Source organism: Micromonospora cremea, assembly GCF_900143515.1.
In the GTDB taxonomy this organism is placed as follows: domain Bacteria; phylum Actinomycetota; class Actinomycetes; order Mycobacteriales; family Micromonosporaceae; genus Micromonospora; species Micromonospora cremea.
Map to the genome: position 1 here is coordinate 454,581 of NZ_FSQT01000001.1, position 19,099 is coordinate 473,679.

Sequence of the window (19,099 nt, forward strand, 5' to 3'; positions counted from 1 at the left end):
CACCGTGCCCATGACCGATAGAAGCGTCCACCGCGCACCGGTCCCCGTGGGGGACGTGGTGCCCGGCGACCCGCCCGTGCCGATCACCGTCTGGCCGGTCCCTGCTGCGCAGGAGGGCGAGACCATGTCCAACGCGATGGGCGTGCGGCTCGTCCACAACCTCACCCACCCGTGCGACCTCATCATCGACCTGGCCGAGGGGCCGCAGTTGGCCCGCGCGGTCATCGCGGCACACCGCCGCAACCACCTGCAGACGGCCCGCCCGGTTGGCTGGGGGCGGGAGCCGGCGACGCTGATCGTCACCGGCTGGCCGGTCGCCTACCCCTGCCCGGTTGAGTTCTTTCTCCGCTGCCGCGCCCGCCTCGCGCCGGGTGGCTGCGTGGCGGTGCTGCTGCCGCACGGAGATGTCACCCTGCCGGTCGACGTCGTCGTCGCCGCGAAGCGGGCCGGGCTGGCATACCTGCAGCACATCGTGGCGGCCGACCGGCCGCCCCGGCGTGGCCAGCAGGCGCAGCTGGCGATCCACACCGACGTGCTGATCCTGACCCGCAGCGCGATGGCGACCGGGCGCGCCGATGGCTGAGACGCTGCCGGTCACCTCGGTGTGGCTGACCTGCCAGATACCCGCCCGTGACCAGCGGCGAGGCCGTTACGTCCGAGAAACCTCCCGCCATCCGGCGAAGATGCTGCCCCACCTGGCCGCCCACGCGATCAGCTCGTACAGCGCGCCGGGCGATGTGGTGTTCGACCCGATGTGCGGGTGCGGCACCACGTTGGTGGAGGCCATGCACCTCGGGCGGCAGGGCATCGGGATCGACATCGAGCCCCGCTACACCGCACTTGCCGAGGCCAACGTCGCCCTCGCCGCGTCGCAGGGCGCCGCCGGAACGGCGACGGTGTTCACCGGGGACGCCACAGGTCTGCTCGACCTCGTGCCCGCGTCCGCGGTCGGCCGGGTGAGCCTTGTGCTCACGTCGCCACCTTATGGGCGCGGAACGCATGGCCTCGTGCAGACCACGAGTACCGGGGTACGCAAGCGGAACCACCTGTATGGGGACCGCGAGCGTGGCAATCTAGCCTATGCGGGATGGTCCCGCCTGCTCGACGGATTCGCCGCGATCCTGGCCGCCAGCTACCAGCTGCTGCGTCCCGGCGGCACCGTGGTGATCACCTCCCGACCGGTACGCCGCCAACGCGATGACCTGATCGACCTGCCCGGCGAGCTGCTCGCCGTCGCGCAGTCAGCCGGGCTTGTCCCGGTGGAGCGGACGGCTGCGATGCTCGCCGCCGTCCGCGACGGGCAGATCGTGCACCGAGCCAACATGTTCGGACTCCTAGCCGTGCGCCGCGCCCGCGACGAAGGCATCCCCGTGCACCTGGTGGCGCACGAGGACGTGCTGGTCCTTCGCCGCCGCTGAAAGCCTTGCCATGCTCAGGAGCTGTCGGGCCTGGCAAGGCAGACGCCGGAGCTCTTCACCAAGCCGCGGTAGTCGCCCACGGCGGCCCGGGTCTAGGTGAGCGTTCGGGAACTTCGGTTACCAGTTGCCGGTGCGGGCGAGTCGGCGTGACATGGTCATGATCAGCGAGATGTAGACCATGGCTTCGTGGTGGTCGGGTCGGGTTTCGTAGTCGCGGACGCAGCGGCGATGCTTGCTGATCCAGGCCAGGGTCCGCTCGACGACCCATCTGCGGGGCAGGACTTTGAAGCCGTTGACGTCGTCGGTGCGTTTCACGATCTCGACGGTCATCGCCAGGACCTCGCGTGCCCAGATGACCAGGCGCCCGGCGTAGCCGCCATCGGCCCAGCAGTGCGTGATGGTGGAGAACTTCTCCCGGACCGGTGCGAGGAGGCGGTGTCCGGCATCGCGGTCCTGGACTGCGGCGATGGTGACGATCACGGCGAGGAGCAGGCCGCCGGTATCCACGGCGATGTGACGCTTACGACCGTTGATCTTCTTCCCGGCGTCGTAGCCGCGGCTGGCACGTGTCACGGTGTCGCCCGCGCGTACCGACTAGGAGTCGATGACCGCGGCGGTGGGCAGCGGGTCTCGGCCCTCGTAGACGCGCACCAGATCGCGTAGCGCGTCGTGGATCGCAGCCCAGGCTCCGGCGCGTGCCTATCGGTGGAACAGGTCGTAGCGGGGGACTCGGGGTTGATCGGCACGAAGGCGGCCCCGGCCTTCCCCACGCCGAGTAACGCCACGTACGTGTCGACCGAACGCTGCAGCAGGATGGCCACCCGCGCGCCACCCACGACGCCGAAGGAACGCAGGTGGTGGGCCAGCCGGTTCGCGCGCTCGTCCAGTTCCCGGTAGGTCAGCTGCTCGTCGCCGCACTCGAGTGCTATGGCAGATGGATCTTTGTCGCAGGCGGACTCGAACACGTGGTGCAGACGCCGAATTCTCGTGACGCAGCCCTCGTCGCCTGGCCCGCCCGTCGAATCGACGACCGGCGCACCGATGACGACGCCCGCTTCCGCATCCGACCCCTCTGGACCACGCTGCGCGCTGCCCAGATGCAGCCAAGGACATCGACCAGCAGGGGGTAACTTCCATCCACAAATCTAAAAGTTCCGTTCAATCAATGCAAAGTGTTAACGTCAGCGATCGATCTTTTGTCCTCGGAGACCGTACTGGCCGGTCCAGGGGAGAAAGCTCCCCGGCTCCTACCTCGGCCAGGACCCGCACCCACCGGGAGGAAGCATGACCGCACCGAACCGATGGCGCCGACGCCGTCGCGTCAGGCTCGTGGCCGCAGGTGCCGCTCTATCGACCCTGCTCGCCGCGGTCACCATCACCCCAGCCGGGGCCGCACCCGTCACCGTCGATGTCCCGCCGCAGGAACCCGGCGTCACCCTGCGTTCGTACGACATGGGAACTCCGCTGTCGACGTTGTGCACCCTCAAGCCGGCGCAGACACCGAACGTCGACAAGCTCATGCCGATGATCAACTGGAACACCACAGACGAGTTCGGACTCTCGGACCGGTTCATCAGCCACGTCATCGCCAATCTCGCCGCGCCCGTCGATGGCGACTACACATTCCGGCTGACGAGCGACGACGGGTCACGGCTGACGATCGGCGATCAGCGTGTCGTCGACCACGACGGTCTGCACGGCGAAACCTTCAAGGAAGGGTCGACCACCCTCAGCGCCGGCCTGCACCCACTTCGCCTCGAGTTCTTCGACAATGGCGGCGGCCAGGTGTTGCGGCTCGAATGGCGCCGCCCGGGTGCAGCCGACTTCGAGCTCGTACCGAACTCCGCGTTGAGCACCGACGCCGGTGTCGTACGCGTCACCGCCCCGGGATGGAAGTACTGCGAGGGGGCGACCGACTCGGCCGGCGACGGCCTGCCGCTCGACCGGGTGCACCCGGGCTACACCCTCACCGACCTGCGCCCCGAAGGGCTCCAGCCGCAGGTCACCGGCATGGCGTTCCTGCCTGAGGGCGACCTGATGATCTCCACCTGGGGCGGCACCGACACCGCGACCGGCGAGGTCTACGTGGTCGAGGGCGTCACCGGCCAGACCGGCCCCGGGCAGGTGACATACCGCAAGTTCGCAGACGGGCTGCGCGAACCCCAGGGCGTTGCGGTGGTCGACGGCACCGTCTACGTCAGCCAGAAGCACGAGCTGACGGCCCTGCGCGACACCGACGGCGACGGCCTCGCCGACGACCGCCGCACCGTTGCCACCTGGCCATGGGGCGGCAACTTCCATGAGTTCGCGTTCGGCCTGCTCCACCGGGACGGGTACTTCTACCTCAACCTGTCAGTCGCCATCAACCAGGGCGGCGCCACCACCGTGCCCCAGCCCGCTCCGAATCGCGGAACCTCGATCAAGGTGAACGCCAAGACCGGCGAAATCACGTATGTCGCCGGAGGGCTGCGCACCCCCAACGGGATCGGGTGGGGCCCCCGCGGCGAGGTCTTCGTCACCGACAACCAGGGCGGCTGGCTGCCAGCATCCAAGCTGGTCCAGATCCAGCAGGGGGCGTTCTACAACCACTACACGACGCCTGTGGGTCCGTTCGACGACAAGCCGGTGACGCGTCCCATCGTCTGGATCCCGCAGAACGAAATCGGCAACTCACCGTCCACTCCCGTGCTGTTGAAGCAGGGGCCGTACGCGGGACAACTGGTCGTCGGCGACGTGACCTACGGCGGCCTGCAGCGCGTCTTCCTTGAAAAGATCGAGGGGCAGTACCAGGGCGCGGTGTTCCGGCACACGCAGGGCCTGGAGGCCGGCGTCAACGAGGTCACCCTCGGCCCCGACGGCGCGCTCTACACCGGTGGCCTGGGCGCTGGCGGCAACTGGGGCCAGGAGGGCAAGCTCACCTACGGCCTGCAGAAGCTCACACCCAACGGCACCTCGGTCTTCGAGGTCAAGCAGATGCGCGCGTCGCACGTCGGGTTCGAGCTGGAATACACCAAGCCGCTGTCGGCCGAGACCGCGCAGGAACTCCCCGACGCGTACCAGGTGACGCAGTGGCGCTACGGCGCGACGAGCCAGTACGGCGGTCCCAAGCTCGAGCTGGAGACGCTCAAGGTGGCCAAGGCCGAGCTGTCGGCCGACGGCCGCACCGTCAAGCTCCAGATCCCGGGCCTGAAGGAGAACCGCGTGGTGCACGTGCGCTCCCCGCGTCCGTTCTCATCCGCCGGCGGCGAGGAGCTGTGGAACACTGAGGCCTGGTACACGCTCAACGAGATCCCGGGCCGGGTGGTGCAGCCGCAAACCTTCTTCGAGGCCGAGGAGGGCCGTACGGCCGGCGTCGGCATGGCGACCGACCACGCCGCCTACTCCGGCGCCGGCTTCGCCGCCGGGTTCGCCGGCGACGGCGCGTCGACCCGCATGTCCGTCGATGTCCGCGAGGCCGGGACGTACGACCTGGCGATGCGCTACAGCAACGGCCCGAATCCCTACTCCGGCGAGAAGCAGCTGAGCCTGTTCGTCAACGGCGAACGGGTCGAGCAGATGGTCTTCCCCTCCACCGTGACCTGGGAGGAGTGGGGCACCGTCAGCACCAAGGTGCGCCTGAACAAGGGTCGCAACCTGGTCGAGTACCGCAAGGAGGCTGCGGACTCCGGGCACGTGAACCTGGACGTGCTCGCCGTTCGGCCGCACGGCAAGCGCATCACGCTGTTCGACGGTGGCGAGCTCACCGAGTGGCAGCACAGCGACGGGCGCGAACCGGAGTGGGCGATCGCCGACGGCGCCATGACTGTGCGCAACGGGGACCTGCGTACGGTGCAGGCCTTCGGCGACTTCCGGCTGCACGTGGAGTTCAACCTGCCGCTGTACCCGCCGGACGTGACCGGCCAGGCGCGCGCCAACAGTGGGGTGTACCTGCAGGACCGCTACGAGATCCAGGTGCTGGACTCCTTCGGCATCGACCCGCCGCAGACCAACGACGCCGCGGCCATCTACACGCAGAAGGCCCCCGACGTGAACGCGGCGCTGCCGCCGCAGGCCTGGCAGACGTACGACATCGTGTACCGGCAGGCCCGCTACGACGCATCCGGAAACAAGGTCGACAACCCCCGCGTCACCGTGGTGTGGAACGGCGTCAGGGTGCACGACGACGTCGAGATCCTCGGCCCGACTGGCGGCAGCCGGCCCGAGGGCCCGGCGACGGGTGCCATCCGACTGCAGGACCACGGCAATCCGGTCCAGTACCGCAACATCTGGATCGAGCCGCTGGACCGGTAGCTTCGCCAGCTGCCAGAACGCGGATGGCCGGGTACCGGCGCGCCGGCCCGGCCGTCCGCAGCAGAGCCTCGGCCCAGGCATGCTGGGCCGAGGCTTGGACATGGTCGAGGAGGCTCTGCTCGCCACGCTGGCTGCAGGGCCCGGTTCCTGATCCGGGACCGTGACGGGAAGATCCTGCCCTGTTCGACGCCGTCCTGAAGGACGCGGGCGTCGACGTCGTCCTCGGCGGCGCCCGGATGCCCCGTATGAACTCGATCATGGAACGCTGGCTACAGACCTGCCGGCGTGAACTCCTGGACCGCACCCTGATCTGGAACCAGCGGCATCTCCTGCACGCCCTGAAAGAGTTCGAGGACTTCTACAACTCCCACCGGCCCTCTCCAAGGCATCGCCAACGCACCCCCGTTACACCCGATGCCCGCGCAGCTCGCCGACCCGAACGACTCGCCCGCCTCGCCATACGCAGACACGACCGTCTCGGCGGTGTTCTCCCACGAATGCAAGCATGCTGCGTGACCTGCACGGACGAGATTTCGGCAAGTGCAGGGTGGTGGTCGCAGGGCATCGAAGGAGGTCTTGCACACATCTTCGTATACAACATACGCTCCCAGAGTCGCCGACTCGAGGAGTTGCCATCGAACCCCTGCCCGAGCGAAACGAGCCCACGCAGGCTCCGTCCACTCCGGATCGTGGTGGTGACGGTCGCCCTTGCCCTGCACCGTCGCAGCCTGCTCTCCGGTGTCGGACAGCGGGGGCGGCAGCACATCCGGCGAGAACCAGGCGGCCCTACAGCAGGGCCGCCGACGACTCGACCGACGCACTGCTCGACGGAGGCCCGCGCGGTCGTGGACTTCGACGCGCGAAAGGCGCTACCAGCAGGCCATCGAGGAGATTCTCGAACGCCGCAGCACGATCCACCACTACCACCCGAACGGCTTCGTGGCGGGCACCTCGGCCATGACCGGCTTCGAGTTCCCCGGCAACTGGCTGCCCCGCCTGAAAACCGCCCGCCTCACCGACTCGTCGGTGGTCCCGACACGTCCTGCCCATGCCCTGCGCACCGAAGGAGCCCGTGACCATGCATCTGCCCATCCATCGACAGCGACGATCACGACCACGAAACTGGCTGCCCGGCGCCGTAGCGCTGGCGCTCGTTGCCTCGATTGGGTTCGCCGCCCCGGCGGCCGGCGCCCAGGAGCAGCCGACCGGGCAGCGCCCTGTGTTCGAGAACGGCCGAGCCCAGCCGGTGTACGCCGGTGAAGAGATCATCACCCAGAATGTCTGGGTCGAGGTCGAGGGCATGGACACCGACCGGGACGGTGCCAATGACCGCATCCGGGTGCAGATCCGGCGACCGGCGTCGACCGACAAGGGCATCCAGCTGCCGATCATCATGCAGGCGAGCCCTTACTGGGGCGACGGAGGGGAGTTCCTGAACAACGAGGTCCACGTCCCGCTCTACGCCCCGGAGCGGCCGGGCTACGCGCCGCCGCCGGATCCCGGCCCGTTCCCGTACTTCCCGCCGCCGGACAAGCCGTACGACGGCACCGAGCCACCGCACCAGACAATCAACGGCGGCACGTACCAGAACGAGTTCCTCTCACGCGGCTTCATCTTCGCCCACGCACAGATGCTCGGTACGGGCAGCTCGACGGGGTGCACTACTGGGGGTGGTCCCGAGGAGCACAATTCGCTCAAGGCGGTCATCGATTGGTTCAATGGCCGGGCCGACGCCTATGACATCGACGGCAACCCGGTCGAGGCGAACTGGACCACCGGTCTGGTCGGGATGATCGGCACGTCCTATGACGGCACGCTACCGATCGGGGTGGCCACGACCGGTGTGAAGGAACTGCGGGCAATCGTGCCCATCGCGGCGATCTCCAGCTACTACGACTACCGCCGGATGAACGGCACGCCGATCTCGACCAACACCAACGTTGGGGGCGACCAGAACTCCAACCACAACTCCAACATCTCGCGGAAGTACCCGGAGGTGTGTGACTACACCAAGGAAGAGGTCCGGCGGGGTCAGGACCGGCTCACCGGTGAATACAACCAATGGTGGCACGAGCGCAACTACCTGCCGAACATCGGCAACATCGCGGGCGGCGTCCTGGTGCAGCACGGCCTGAACGACCAAAACGTGAAGCTTCGCAACGCCGCCCAGCTCGTTGACGCCCTCGAAGAGAACGGCATCCCTCACCAGGTGTGGCTGCACCAGGGCGGGCACGGCGACCGGGCGCTCTCGAACAACCGGGCAGCCTGGCTGGACCTGCTCAACCGCTGGTGGACCTACTGGCTGCACGGGGTGAACAACGATGTGCTGGACGAGCCCGCAGCAGTCATCGAGCGCGAAGACGGCACCTGGACGCCGTACGACAGCTGGCCGACGCCCGGCTCTGCCTCCACACCGCTCTTCCTAGGAGCCAGTGGCGACAACACCACCGGCAGGCTCACGCTGACACGCAACGCCGCAGACAGACCGGTCACCGAGACCTTCACCGACGACATGACGATCGACGCGACGTCCTTCGCCCGCGCCGAGCAGTCGCCGAACCGCCTCGCCTACCGCACCCCGGCGCTCACCGAGCCCGTCCATCTCAGCGGGACGGTGCATGTCTCGACGCGGATGTCGATCAACGCCCGGGCCGGGATCGTCAGCGCGATGCTGGTCGAGTACCCGAAGTCGGGCAACCCGAAGATCATCGCGCGGGGCTGGTCGGACCCGCTGAAGCGGTTCGGCTTGGATCGCAGCTACGGCATCATGCCGGGAGCCCCGTTCACTCACAACTTCGACCTGCAGCCGCACGACTACGTGTTCAACGAAGGTAGCCAGATCGGGCTCGTCGTGTACTCCAGCGACCGGGTCTTCACCCTCCGGCCGCCGCCAGGCACGCAGCTGAGCCTGTACACACACCACAGCCAAACCACAGTCGACCTCCCGATCGTCGGGGGCAAATCCGCACTCGCGTCCGCCCTCGGCGGCGAGTAAGGCCAATTGCTTCGGCCCGGTCCGGGCGGCGGGTTTCCGCCCACTCGGACCGGGCCGGGCATTTTTGAAGATGCTCACGTTCGCCCGCCGCGGACGGCGCATCTCTGTTGGCGCTGGCGAGCATGCTGGTGTTCGTCAGCATCCGGGCCTTGCCCGGCGACCCGGCCCTGGCGCTGGCCGGTGAGGAGCGCGACCCGGAGTCACCGGCGCAGATCCGGCTCACGCAAGCGCTGGACGACGCGCCCCGGGCACCGCTGGTAGCGACCCGGTTCGGGCAGCAACGGCTCGATGCGCTGCCACAACCCGTCCGGCACGATCCACGGCGGCCGCTCACCACGCCGACGTAACTCTCATCGCCATCGACGCCGCGACGATCAGGACCGACCACTGTTCTACGCGGCTCGACCCATGCCACAGCGTCGGGCACCCGCGGCGTTTGAGACAACCATCGTCGACGTGGCCGTTGACGGCAGCTTTCCAGCCCGGGGTTACGAACTCAGGGTCCGTGCCTGGGCCGAACGCACCTTCGCTGCGTGGGCCGACGACGATGGGCGATGACTGGAAACTGTTTGATCACAGGTTGATGAAGGCGCGCGTGTAGCGGGCAGAGTTGGACGAGCTCCCGGTAAATCGGCGGTTGCCTACGCCAACCGTCCACCGGGAGCTCGCCGTGTCATTGTCGCCTGCCTGTGCCTGCGTGTCGTGCCCGATGAACGCGGTCGTCCTTGACCGGTTCGGCGGAGTCGACGAACTCTCGTCGCGCCGGATACCGCTCCCCGAGGTCGGCGACGACGACGTCCTCATCCGGGTGGAGTTCGCAGGGGTCGGGTCCTGGGACGCGGCCGAGCGGGAGGGGGACTACGACGGCGCTTTCGGCGTCCAGTCGACCTTTCCCTATGTCCTCGGCTGGGACGCGGCGGGCACGGTGGCCGCGCTCGGACGCAACGTCACCCGGTTCGACGTGGGTGAGCGTGTCTACGCTGCGACGATGCCGGTACCGCGTGGCGGCTTCTACGCCGATTACGGCGTCGTTGAGGCGGAGTTCGTGGCGCGCGTGCCCGACCGGCTGCCGGCCGAGCAGGCCGGCGCGATGGCTTGGGATGCCCTGACTGCACTGAGCGGCCTCGATCTGCTTGGCCTGCGGCCGGACGAGACGCTTATGGTCTTCGGGGCCAGCGGGGGTATCGGGCACATGGCCGTGCAGCTGGCGCGGCACAGCGGCATCCGAGCGCTGGCCGTGGCTTCTGGTGACGACGGTGTCGCCCTGGCCCGGCGGTTGGGCGCCGACGACGCCATCGACGGTCGCAAAGACGATGTGTTGGCTGCGGCATTCGAGTTCGCACCAGGCGGGCTCGATGCGGCTCTGGTCACGATGGGAGGCGAGGCTGCCGAACGGTCTCTTCGCGCGATCAAGAACTCGGGACGGATCGCCTGGCCGAACGGTGTCCTGCCCGTGCCTGTAACGTCGCCGGGCGCGACGGTGTCCTACTACGACGGGGATCGAAGCCGCACCGCCACCGATCGGCTGAACGCGATCATCGAGGCCAGCTCCCTCGAGGTCCACGTCGCACGGACCTTCCCGTTGGAGCGAGTCAAGGATGCGCATCGCCCCTCAATGATCACTATGTCGGCAAGCTGGCCCTCAAGGTCGGATAGGACGCAACAAGCGGCCCGAGGCTCCGGTGTCAGCGGCTCAAGCCACCGTCCCCGCCTTATGTCTGGCCCGTCGCGGCGGTGGCCCAGAGGGTGGGCGGTCTCGCTGGCCGGTTCCGCTGCACAGGTCACCAGCTGCCTACCAGGTGATCGGTAGGCCCGCCCCGGTCCGGTTCACAGCGGGACCGGTCGCGCCGCCCGCGGCGAAGAGTCCCGCAGCGGTCTCCCGTCACCGGCCGAGCAGCGAAGGCTCGCTGGCTGACGAGATCAGTCAGGCGGGCCGCAGGTCCGGCGGATTCCACTCCGGCCAGCAGCCCTGACACGGGGGAGGGGATTGCCGGGCTGTCAGGTCCTGCCAGGAGGCCGCACCTGACAGCCCAGCCGAAGGCGCTCCCGCAACGGCTACCTTGAGAGCTCCCCTTACTTCCACGTGCCTCTGATCTGACGCCTCGCGCGACGGCATCGCGCCCACCAGCTACGGTCGGCCGCCGCTGCCAGCCTCGGATCTGGCACGCACAAACCCCACGCCCCTCGCCCACGCGACTGGGGCGCGGCACCACCATCCCTTCAGGCGGCCACCAACCGGTGGCCGCCTTCTTGCTGTCCTACGGAGGACACCATGCTTCATCCCACCCGGCACCTGAGAGACGGTGACCTCCCCGCCGACCTCCACCATGCCACCTCGCCCGACCTCCTGCGCAGCACCACCGCGGCCGTCGGCGAACACACCGAAATGCGCCCAGCCCGCGACATGGCCACCGTGCGGGTGGCTACGTGCGCCGGGTTGGTCACGGGCACGCCCTCGGCTACTGCCGGCAGTCGGGCGGCGCAGCGATGACCGGCGGGACCCCGGCGGACCAGGTCCCTACCCTGCATGCCGAAACGATGGCTGCCATCGAGCAACGGGCGGCTCTGGCCGTCGAGGCCCGCTCCGGCCTCATCGCCGCGCTGCGCAACAGGCTGGTCTGCCGCCCGGGATGCGATGACGCCCTCGCGACATGGGGCCTGGAACCGCTGCCGCAACGGTGGACGATCTCCGCCCAAGCGCACCTGTCGTACACGCGGTCGCACACCGACGAGGACGAGGCCCGCGAGCAAGCGCGCTGGGGTGCACCGGACGAGGTGCGCCTGCTGCAGCCGGCGATGGCGGTCTACCCGCAACACGTCATCGACGTGGCACCCACGTTCAACGCCAACGACGAGCCTGGGCCGCACCGATACCGCGTCACCGTGCAGGTCACGCTCCAGACCTGGGCCACGGCGACCCGGGAGGCGGACGCGCGCGACGCCGCTCGCACGACGATGGACACCCATCTACAGGAGCTGGCTGACCCCAGCATCACCCTGACCAGGCTGACCTGGCAGACCGCCGACAGCCCTGACGAGGCCCCGCCGGATGACATCGACACCGATGCGCAACCCCTGGTCGGCGCGGTAAACCTGACCGACGTCGACCGCCTCACCGCTGCGACGGCGGCACGGGACGCCGCCGTACAGGCCCTCACCGGCCTGCGGCGCAGCATCCGCGTTCGCGCGATCCGCGCCCTGGTCGACGACGAGTTCGGCGGCATCTATCAGCACGCCGCGCAGCGGGTCGACCAGTTCCTCGTCGACCTCGGGCTCGACCCCCTGCCTCGAGCACACCACGTCACGGTGATCGCCGACCTCACGCTGCCGGTCGGCGACGGCACCGCCCGCGATGCCTGCGACGCGGCACGACACAGGATGCGCACGGTCACCGCCAGCAGCCCGGACCAGGCACGGCCGTGGACCGCATACGGCTGGACCCTCCCTGCGCACGCCACCGTCGACCAGGACGGCTGGCGAATTCCGTGGCAGCACGAGTACGAGATGTGGCTACGCGGACACTCCACCCCCGCCGACGCCACCACCGCAGCCGAAGCCCTCGTCCGCGCGGACCTGTCCCGGGCACTGGTCGGCATCAACCATCACCTGGTCACGGTGACCGCCACCGTCGAGAGCCGCGGCATCGACCTGCACCTGCACCCCGACAGCGACTAAACCGCCCGCCGGATATCTCCACGGCTGAGCAGGCGCCATCCGAGCCCTGCTTCCCACGGGCAGACCTCAGTTGGCGCCTGCTCGCGAATCGACGCTGCGCGCGGCGCCAGCCACGACTACGCCATCCGGCCGACATCCCACTCCTCTACCGAACCCACCTTCTGTTGGGAGACCATCGTGTCGCTCTCCGAGAACAAACTGACCGTCCGATCCTCAGCCGACCTGGCGACCGCGGCGCCGTACCTCATCGGCTTCCATCCCGGCGACGGCAGCATCGTCGTGATCGCCTGCCGAGACCGGCGGATCGTGTTCGCCGCCCGAGGCGACCTGCCGGCCCCCGGATCCCCCGCCCACCAGCTGCGCGAACTCACCGCTCACCTCGTCCCGGTCGTGCAGCGGCAGCAGCCGATCACCGACCTCGTGATCGTCGGCTACGGCGCGCAGGCACACGTCGACCCGGCACTGGGTGCCGTCGGCGGTGCGTTCACCTCCGCAGGCCTGGCCGTGCGGGAACTGCTGCGGGTCACCGAAACCCGCATCTTCAGCCTCACCTGCGACGATCCCGACTGCTGCCCACCGGACGGACCCCCTTCGACCCCACCACCTCGCTCGTCGCCGTGCAAGCGACCGTCGCCGGGCTCGTCGCACGGCCTGACCGGGCGGCAGTGGCCAGCCGCTTCACCGCGGTCGACAGCACCGGTGACGGCATCCGACAGGCCACGAACGACGCGACCGCCCGCATGGCGGCCTTGAAAACCGCAGGCAGCGCCGCGGTGTACGAGGCCGGCATGCACGCGGTCCGCGGCGCGCTGCGACAGCACGACGGCGGCACGCGTCTCACCGACGGCGAGGTGGCCTGGCTGACCGTGCTGCTGACGCACAGGCCCGTGCGGGACCTCGCCCCCAACCTCACCCAACCGCACGACCAGCACGTCACCTTCTGGGCCGAGATCACCCGCCGCGCCGACGAGCCGCTCGTGCCAGCGCCCGCGACCGTACTCGCGCTCACCGCATGGCGCTGCGGTGACGGCGTCCTGGCCGCCATGGCCGCCGAGCGTGCCCTGCAGGTCAACCCCGACTACCAGCTCGCCGCCCTGCTCCTACAGGCCCTGCACGCCGGTCTGCCGCCATCCGCCGTCGAGCAGGCAATCACCGGCACCCACCCCAGCCCATCGACCCCGAATACGCCCTCAGAATAGGAGTAACCACGGTGGATCCCATCCGCAGCATCCTGCTGTCTCTCGCCCGCACCGCCGAAGAAGCCCGACTGCGCTGGCACGCCGAACGCGCCGCCCGGCGCGCCCGCGGCGAAACGCCCACCCGCACCGAGGCATTCGCCTACGACATCCAGGCCAACCTGTGCCTGATCACCGCGATCACCGCAGCGAACCTTCCGGCGAACTTCCGCCTCTACGACACCACCCTGTCCCGAGACCCGCTCACCGCAGCCGCACAGCTTCGCCAGGTCACCTCCGCCTATGACCACAGCGGGCCGATCGAGGCCGCACACGAGGCAGCGCGGCTGGCCTACAAGGCGGCGTTCGCCGAGCCGCTAACCGTGCAGGAACAGCACTACGTCGACCTGCTCGTCGACCTGCCCGCTGCGCGACGCGACAAGATCATCGAAATGGCGGAGGAATGCGCCCGCCACCTGCCGGCATGAGCATCGGCGCACCTGCCGCCGGCACACCCACTCGCCCTTCAACCCGAAGCGCAACAGCACGCCGTGCTCACTCCCCGGCTGCGGCGGACGAGGCCCGGCCGGCGCCTAACAGCGTGGGCCATGACGGGGGAGTGAGCCACGACGGCGCAACCCGCCTGGGCAGAACCATCAAGGTCAGCGGCCGCTGCTACACGACCTGCCGGGGCGCAGGACGTGCCGGGCAGGGGTAGCAACCCCAGGAAAGGAACTCATGAGCCTTCACACCCTCACACCCAAACCCGGGTTCGAGCGGTACACCATCCAGGTCGGCTGGAACCCCCACCGCACCTACGTCGCCACCGTCGTCGACTTCACCTGGGACCCGGTCACCGAACCCCACCACAAACCCGACACCATCCACCTCGGCCGGATCGAGACGATTCTCGACCCGGCCGAGGTGCTTCTGGCCGTCGAACCCTACGCCGAGATACCAGCCGACCTACCCGCCAGACTTTGCGCCGACCAGGCCGCGCACCCGGTGCCCCGCTGACACCAACTCCCGGTCGGCGGATGTCGCATCGCGCGCCAACGGCGGCAACCAACTCGCAGGTACGCCGCGACGAGCAGTGCTGACTGAACCGCCCCGATGACGCCTCCTCAGGGGAGGTCGTCGTCACCGATGCCGTGAGCCCGAGCGGCACGAACCCGTAACCCGGTCCGCCCAAGGCGGGCCGTCGTCGTATCAGGACCCGGGACGCGCCGCCTGGAAACGTCCGCGTCCCGGGTTCTCCATGAAGGAGGAGCCCAGTGTCCCTACCACTGATCATGATCGCCACCGCGGTGGTGGCGCTCGCCCTGGGAAGGCTCACCGCCTGGCCCACGATCCGCGGCCTCCGCACCCAACTCGCCGACGCCACCAGGTCGATGCTCCACGACCCGCTCACCGGCATGCTCAACCGCGCCGGCCTGCAGGCCGCGCACGCGACCCTCGCCAAAACCGCCCCCGCGCAGCCCATCATTGTCGCCCTGATCGACCTCGACGACTTCAAACGTGTCAACGACACCCACGGCCACGGCCGGGGAGACGACCTCCTCATCGAAGTCGGTGACCGCATCACCGACATCGCCGCTCTTCACGGAGGCGCCGCCGCCCGACTCGCCGGCGACGAATACGCCGCGCTCCTGCCGGCCCGCACCGACGACCTGGACCGCATCGCCGACACCTTCGCCACAATCATCTCCCAGCCCATCGCGCTTCCCGCAGACGACAGCCCCGCCACGGTCACCATCACCGCCAGCGTGGGCCTGGCACTCGTCGACACCAGCGACCCCTTCACTGAGATCGCCCTGCACCGCGCCGACATCGCCATGTACCACGCCAAAGGAAATGGCTGGAACCGCCACGCCATCTACCAGCCGGGCATGACCATGCCGCCCGCACAGCACCGTCGCGGACCTCGCCTCCGCGACCGCCGCCAGCCGACCGACGGGGTCACGGCATGACCGCCCCGCACGAAGAGATGGCCTGCCATACCTGCCTCTCCCCGCTGAACACCCTCGGCGTGCCACCCACCTACGTACACCCGACCCACCTCGCCACCGACGGACACGAACCAGCGCCCATCCCGGTCAGCAAGCTCGACACCGTCCGCCGAAGCTGCGACTTCTGCGGCGACCCTTACCCGATCTGGACACTGCACGGCGGCGACGTCACCGCCATCGCCATCGGCCCCACCGCGGGGCTGGTCCAAGACTTCGGCCACTCCTGGGCAGCATGCGCGGCGTGCCAAACTCACATCGACGAAGGCCGCACCGACAAGGTCATCGACCGCGCGGTACGGGCACTCGGCCACGCCAACCATCCACAGGCACGAGAACGAATCGAGGAACTGCACCAAGCGTTCCTCAACGCCCGACTCCCCGGCCGAACACTCATCACGACGACCGCATGGCCGGCAACCACCATCACCCCCGGCGAGCTGCCCAAGGTCCGTGACCGGCTCACCCGCTTCTATCGAAGCCCCGACAACCTGCCCGCCGCGCTCGCAATCACCGACCCACGGGACCAGATCGCCTCCGGCCTCGAGCGATCACACCTGTACTGGATCGACAACGACTTCACCGACCTGGCCGAGCACGCCGCAGCGCAACTTCCCGACATACGCATCGGCCGCGACCTCATCCCCTCGGCAGACGGAATGCTCATCTGGCCCCGGCCGGTGACACACCGGCAGCTCACCGGCGCATCCTGGACCGACACCATCGACGGCTGGCACGTCGTCCTCTACCGCACCATCGGCGCGGGACTGCATGGCAAACCGCTGCAGCGGCTACGCGAACAGGTCGGCTGGCTCGCACCGATGAACGCAGCCCACCTCTCGGAACAGCACCTGATACCCGGTGACCATCCGGCGGCAGCGCTGATCTCGACGTGGCTGCTGATCGCACAGCAAACCGCAGAAGTCACCACGACAGGAGTCGACAAAGCCGTCGCCAAGACCTACGCCCGCACCAACCGGCCCGTACCCGAACTGCGCATCGTGCGCATCCGCGGCCGCCGCACCAACCCAGGGCCGGACGAGAAACCGACGCCAGACAGCCAAGAGCGCTCTCAGACCAGCCGGTTCTGGGTCTCCGGCCACTGGCGTAACCAAGCCCACGGCCCCGGCCGATCGCTGCGCCGCCCTGTCTACATCCACCCCTTCCTCAGGGGGCCCGACGATGCGCCGATCAAGCTGAGCACCACCGTACGCATGCTCAGCAGCCGCCGTCCGAGCCCCGAAGAGCAGTAGTAGACAGCGATGCCGGTGGTGGCGTCGGTCACCGAGCTTCGCCATCACCGGCATCGCATGCAAACGCCGCAGATAGCTGAACGGCCGCCGCCTCGCGCGTACCTCCGCCTGCGGTGCAACAACTCCTTCAGGAACGCGGGGAGACTCGGGGAAATCCTCGCACCCTCGGCGTGGTCCCAACGGACGCGTCAAACGTCGACGACCGGCAGCGGTAGGACCAGAAGGTCCATGGGCGGCCCCCACGGGAGCACCGACGTGGCAACCTGTCTCCATCCGGCTCGGTCGTACATTGCTCGGGCGGGCGACCGGGGATCCGAAGCGAGGGTCGCCCAATCTTCGAGCCGGTCTGCGAGCAAGCGCCGCATTAGCTCCGAACCAACGCCCTCGCCTCGACGCTCGGGATGCACGATCCACTCCATCACTGCGAACTTGGCTGCGTCGAGCATCTCGCGGGAGGGTTCCTGCTCGGCGCGGGACCACCAGGTGCCAGCCGGCATCGTCCATCCGTACGCCGCTCCGATCAGATGCCCACCTTCCTCCGCAGCAATCAACGTGAACCCGGGCCGGATGGCTTCCTCAGGTAGCCCCTCGCGAAATCTGGCGACCTGCTCCGGCCCCTCGTTGTAGGGGGGCTCCGCATACACGAGGGCGTACAGGCTTTCGAGAGGACCGAAAAGAGGGCTGGCGGCAGGGCCAGTGCGGGCGGTGTAGCTGAGCATGACCGGATGTTACGGGCCGATCCCTGCGGTGCGGCAGCGCTGGCGAGTTGTGCTCGTGTGGCAGTCAGTGCCGTACCTGGCTGAGCAGATCGTCGTATAGTGGCCGGCTTCGCTCGGCCTCGGGCACGGCTGCAGCGACTTGTCGGGCGACGCTACGAACTATTTCGTTGTGCTGTTCGGCCGGTAGCCCGTCCAGCAGGTCGGCAGCGAGACGCAGCCCGTCCGGCACATGCCCGCTGCGGATAAGCGCCGCCGCCTGGTGTAACTGCACCTGAGTGCGTAGCCGCGTCTGCGACGCTGGATACAGCGTGAGCGCGCGGTCCTGCGCTTGCTCTGCCCTTCGGTAGTTGCCCGCGTGTGTGTACACCCACGACTCGGTGTGTCGAAGCCGATGCTCTGGCCAGCCCCACAAGCTCTCTACGTCGTCGACTACCGCCGCCGGGAGCTGATCAACCCTGCTACCGAGCTGTTCCACCGTGCTGATCGCCTCCGCGTGCCTGCCGGCCAGAGAGAGTGACTGGGCCCGCCCGGCGAGCAGGCCACACGTCGCAGCGGTGGCTTGCCCGCGGAGCAGCGGCAGCACCTCGCTCGACAGCAACACCACTTGGCCAGCAGGCCGGCCGTCGTAACAGCCGTTCACTACGTCCCAGGCTCGCACGAGCACCTGCGTGTCCGGATCACCAGACTCGTCGGCGACCCGCTGCGCGGTCTGCCACCACCGGCGAGCCACCATCACTTGGCCGGATGCGACCAGCCCGAGAGCAATGATGACCGACAGTCGGCCGGCAGCCTGTAGCAGCAGAAGCCGGCGGTCGCCGCGATCGACGGCAATCTGATGCTGTAACACGGCCATATCGCGTCCCAGCTGGTCCATTACCTGGCTCTGCGGCTGCTGATAGTAGCTTCGGCCGTACGCGGCGACTATGTCAGTCCACTCGTCGTGCTCCACGTTGACGGCGGCGCCGAGGCCGTGCCGTAACGCTTCCAAGCCGACGACCCGGTCCACAGTGGGTGCTGCGGCGAGCGCACCCATGGCTTGGAGAACGGTGCGTCTGCGCATGTCGGTGTCACCTGACTGCTCACGTAGGTATGCCGCTACCAGTACGCCCCCGGCCGCTAGGGCCCGCTCGCACGCGTCTGCCATTGCCTGGGTGGGACGGCGTTCCCCGCGTTCTACCTGGGAGATGTGGCTGTACTGGAACCTCACGAGGACTGCGAGGTCTCGTAGCGACAAGCCGGCTGCGGTGCGGTGCTGCCTGAGCATGTGCCCGAAAGATTCCACGTCGCCCCCAAGCGTTGTGTGCAGCTGCGTGTGCACACGGTGCACGCCTGCTGTCGGCCCAGTTTATCGACGACGCTACGTCCATCGGCAGACCCGACACGACGGAAATAGGCGCGGTAGGCGGTGGCCAGTGCGACGAGGCCCATCGAGCCCGACGTTCGTGTGGTGTCGGCATTTGTTTGGCCAAGGACGGTCATGGCCCTGCTGAAAGGTGGCGATCGTGGAGAAGGGTGGCGTGGAATGCGGCGGAGAAAATGGTTCCTTCCAGCCGACGACCGGTCGTTCG

The 19,099-nt window shown here is 68.5% G+C and carries 16 protein-coding genes and 2 pseudogenes; 14 read left to right on the forward strand and 4 right to left on the reverse strand.

The genetic code is table 11. The annotated features are described in order from the left end of the window. Nucleotides 1–10 precede the first annotated feature (10 nt). Together BUS84_RS02045 and BUS84_RS02050 are read left to right on the forward strand one after the other, a co-directional pair. Nucleotides 11–583 (forward strand): hypothetical protein, encoded by a 573-nt coding sequence (locus BUS84_RS02045; RefSeq protein WP_244298330.1) that lies wholly within the window; start codon nucleotides 11–13, stop codon nucleotides 581–583. After that, the gene (locus BUS84_RS02050; protein ID WP_074308266.1) at nucleotides 576–1,418 is read left to right on the forward strand and encodes a TRM11 family SAM-dependent methyltransferase; all 843 of its coding nucleotides are present in this window, start codon (nucleotides 576–578) and stop codon (nucleotides 1,416–1,418) included. The genes BUS84_RS02045 and BUS84_RS02050 overlap by 8 nt, the downstream gene beginning before the upstream one ends. 117 nt (nucleotides 1,419–1,535) lie before the next feature. Here BUS84_RS02050 and BUS84_RS38865 read toward each other — a convergent pair. Together BUS84_RS38865 and BUS84_RS38870 are read right to left on the reverse strand one after the other, a co-directional pair. Beyond that, a pseudogene (locus tag BUS84_RS38865) lies at nucleotides 1,536–1,997 on the reverse strand (transposase); the annotation flags it as partial. Continuing rightward, nucleotides 1,988–2,383, reverse strand: a complete 396-nt coding sequence (locus BUS84_RS38870) for an AMP-binding protein (RefSeq protein WP_074308270.1) — start codon at nucleotides 2,381–2,383, stop codon at nucleotides 1,988–1,990. The pseudogene BUS84_RS38865 and the gene BUS84_RS38870, both read right to left, overlap by 10 nt. Nucleotides 2,384–2,747: 364 nt before the next feature. On the opposite strand from BUS84_RS38870, the gene BUS84_RS02065 reads away from it, so the two are divergent. The 12 genes and pseudogenes from BUS84_RS02065 to BUS84_RS02120 all read left to right on the forward strand — a co-directional run bounded on the left by BUS84_RS02065 (nucleotide 2,748) and on the right by BUS84_RS02120 (nucleotide 16,812). Then, nucleotides 2,748–5,708 (forward strand): 3-keto-alpha-glucoside-1,2-lyase-like domain-containing protein, encoded by a 2,961-nt coding sequence (locus BUS84_RS02065; protein WP_074308272.1) that lies wholly within the window; start codon nucleotides 2,748–2,750, stop codon nucleotides 5,706–5,708. Nucleotides 5,709–5,965: 257 nt separating this feature from the next. After that, a complete protein-coding gene (locus BUS84_RS39365; RefSeq protein ID WP_244298529.1) occupies nucleotides 5,966–6,784 on the forward strand; it encodes a hypothetical protein in 819 nt (272 codons plus the stop codon). Between the two features lie 2 nt (nucleotides 6,785–6,786). Next, the gene (locus tag BUS84_RS02075) at nucleotides 6,787–8,703 is read left to right on the forward strand and encodes a CocE/NonD family hydrolase (protein WP_074311922.1); all 1,917 of its coding nucleotides are present in this window, start codon (nucleotides 6,787–6,789) and stop codon (nucleotides 8,701–8,703) included. 122 nt (nucleotides 8,704–8,825) lie between these two features. Next, on the forward strand, nucleotides 8,826–9,050 hold the full coding sequence (locus tag BUS84_RS02080; protein WP_143728154.1) for a hypothetical protein: 225 nt from the start codon (nucleotides 8,826–8,828) through the stop codon (nucleotides 9,048–9,050). Next, nucleotides 8,992–9,261 carry a DUF5946 family protein gene (locus tag BUS84_RS41060; protein ID WP_425293419.1) on the forward strand — a complete coding sequence of 90 codons (270 nt, stop codon included), beginning with the start codon at nucleotides 8,992–8,994 and terminating at the stop codon, nucleotides 9,259–9,261. Before BUS84_RS02080 ends, BUS84_RS41060 begins: the two co-directional genes overlap by 59 nt. Nucleotides 9,262–9,412: 151 nt before the next feature. Then, nucleotides 9,413–10,513, forward strand: coding sequence for an NADP-dependent oxidoreductase (locus tag BUS84_RS02085; RefSeq protein ID WP_208869495.1), 1,101 nt, complete (start codon nucleotides 9,413–9,415; stop codon nucleotides 10,511–10,513). Nucleotides 10,514–11,241: 728 nt separating this feature from the next. Then, nucleotides 11,242–12,378, forward strand: coding sequence for a hypothetical protein (locus BUS84_RS02095; RefSeq protein WP_143728155.1), 1,137 nt, complete (start codon nucleotides 11,242–11,244; stop codon nucleotides 12,376–12,378). Nucleotides 12,379–12,555: 177 nt separating this feature from the next. Further along, nucleotides 12,556–13,577: pseudogene (locus BUS84_RS02100) on the forward strand (DUF4192 domain-containing protein). Nucleotides 13,578–13,588: 11 nt separating this feature from the next. Next, complete coding sequence (locus tag BUS84_RS02105) at nucleotides 13,589–14,041, forward strand: hypothetical protein (protein ID WP_074308280.1); 453 nt, start codon at nucleotides 13,589–13,591, stop codon at nucleotides 14,039–14,041. A 250-nt stretch (nucleotides 14,042–14,291) separates the two neighbouring features. Continuing rightward, nucleotides 14,292–14,570 carry a hypothetical protein gene (locus tag BUS84_RS02110; RefSeq protein WP_074308282.1) on the forward strand — a complete coding sequence of 93 codons (279 nt, stop codon included), beginning with the start codon at nucleotides 14,292–14,294 and terminating at the stop codon, nucleotides 14,568–14,570. Nucleotides 14,571–14,827: 257 nt separating this feature from the next. Beyond that, nucleotides 14,828–15,523: a GGDEF domain-containing protein gene (locus BUS84_RS02115; protein ID WP_074308284.1), complete on the forward strand. Its 696-nt coding sequence runs from the start codon at nucleotides 14,828–14,830 to the stop codon at nucleotides 15,521–15,523. Then, complete coding sequence (locus BUS84_RS02120) at nucleotides 15,520–16,812, forward strand: AcrVA2 family anti-CRISPR protein (protein ID WP_074308286.1); 1,293 nt, start codon at nucleotides 15,520–15,522, stop codon at nucleotides 16,810–16,812. Before BUS84_RS02115 ends, BUS84_RS02120 begins: the two co-directional genes overlap by 4 nt. Nucleotides 16,813–17,000: 188 nt before the next feature. Here the strand turns inward: BUS84_RS02120 and BUS84_RS02125 are convergent, their stop codons facing one another. Continuing rightward, on the reverse strand, nucleotides 17,001–17,531 hold the full coding sequence (locus BUS84_RS02125) for a GNAT family N-acetyltransferase (protein ID WP_074308288.1): 531 nt from the start codon (nucleotides 17,529–17,531) through the stop codon (nucleotides 17,001–17,003). A gap of 64 nt (nucleotides 17,532–17,595) precedes the next feature. Continuing rightward, on the reverse strand, nucleotides 17,596–18,795 hold the full coding sequence (locus tag BUS84_RS02130) for a helix-turn-helix domain-containing protein (protein WP_084757405.1): 1,200 nt from the start codon (nucleotides 18,793–18,795) through the stop codon (nucleotides 17,596–17,598). Nucleotides 18,796–19,099 lie beyond the last annotated feature (304 nt).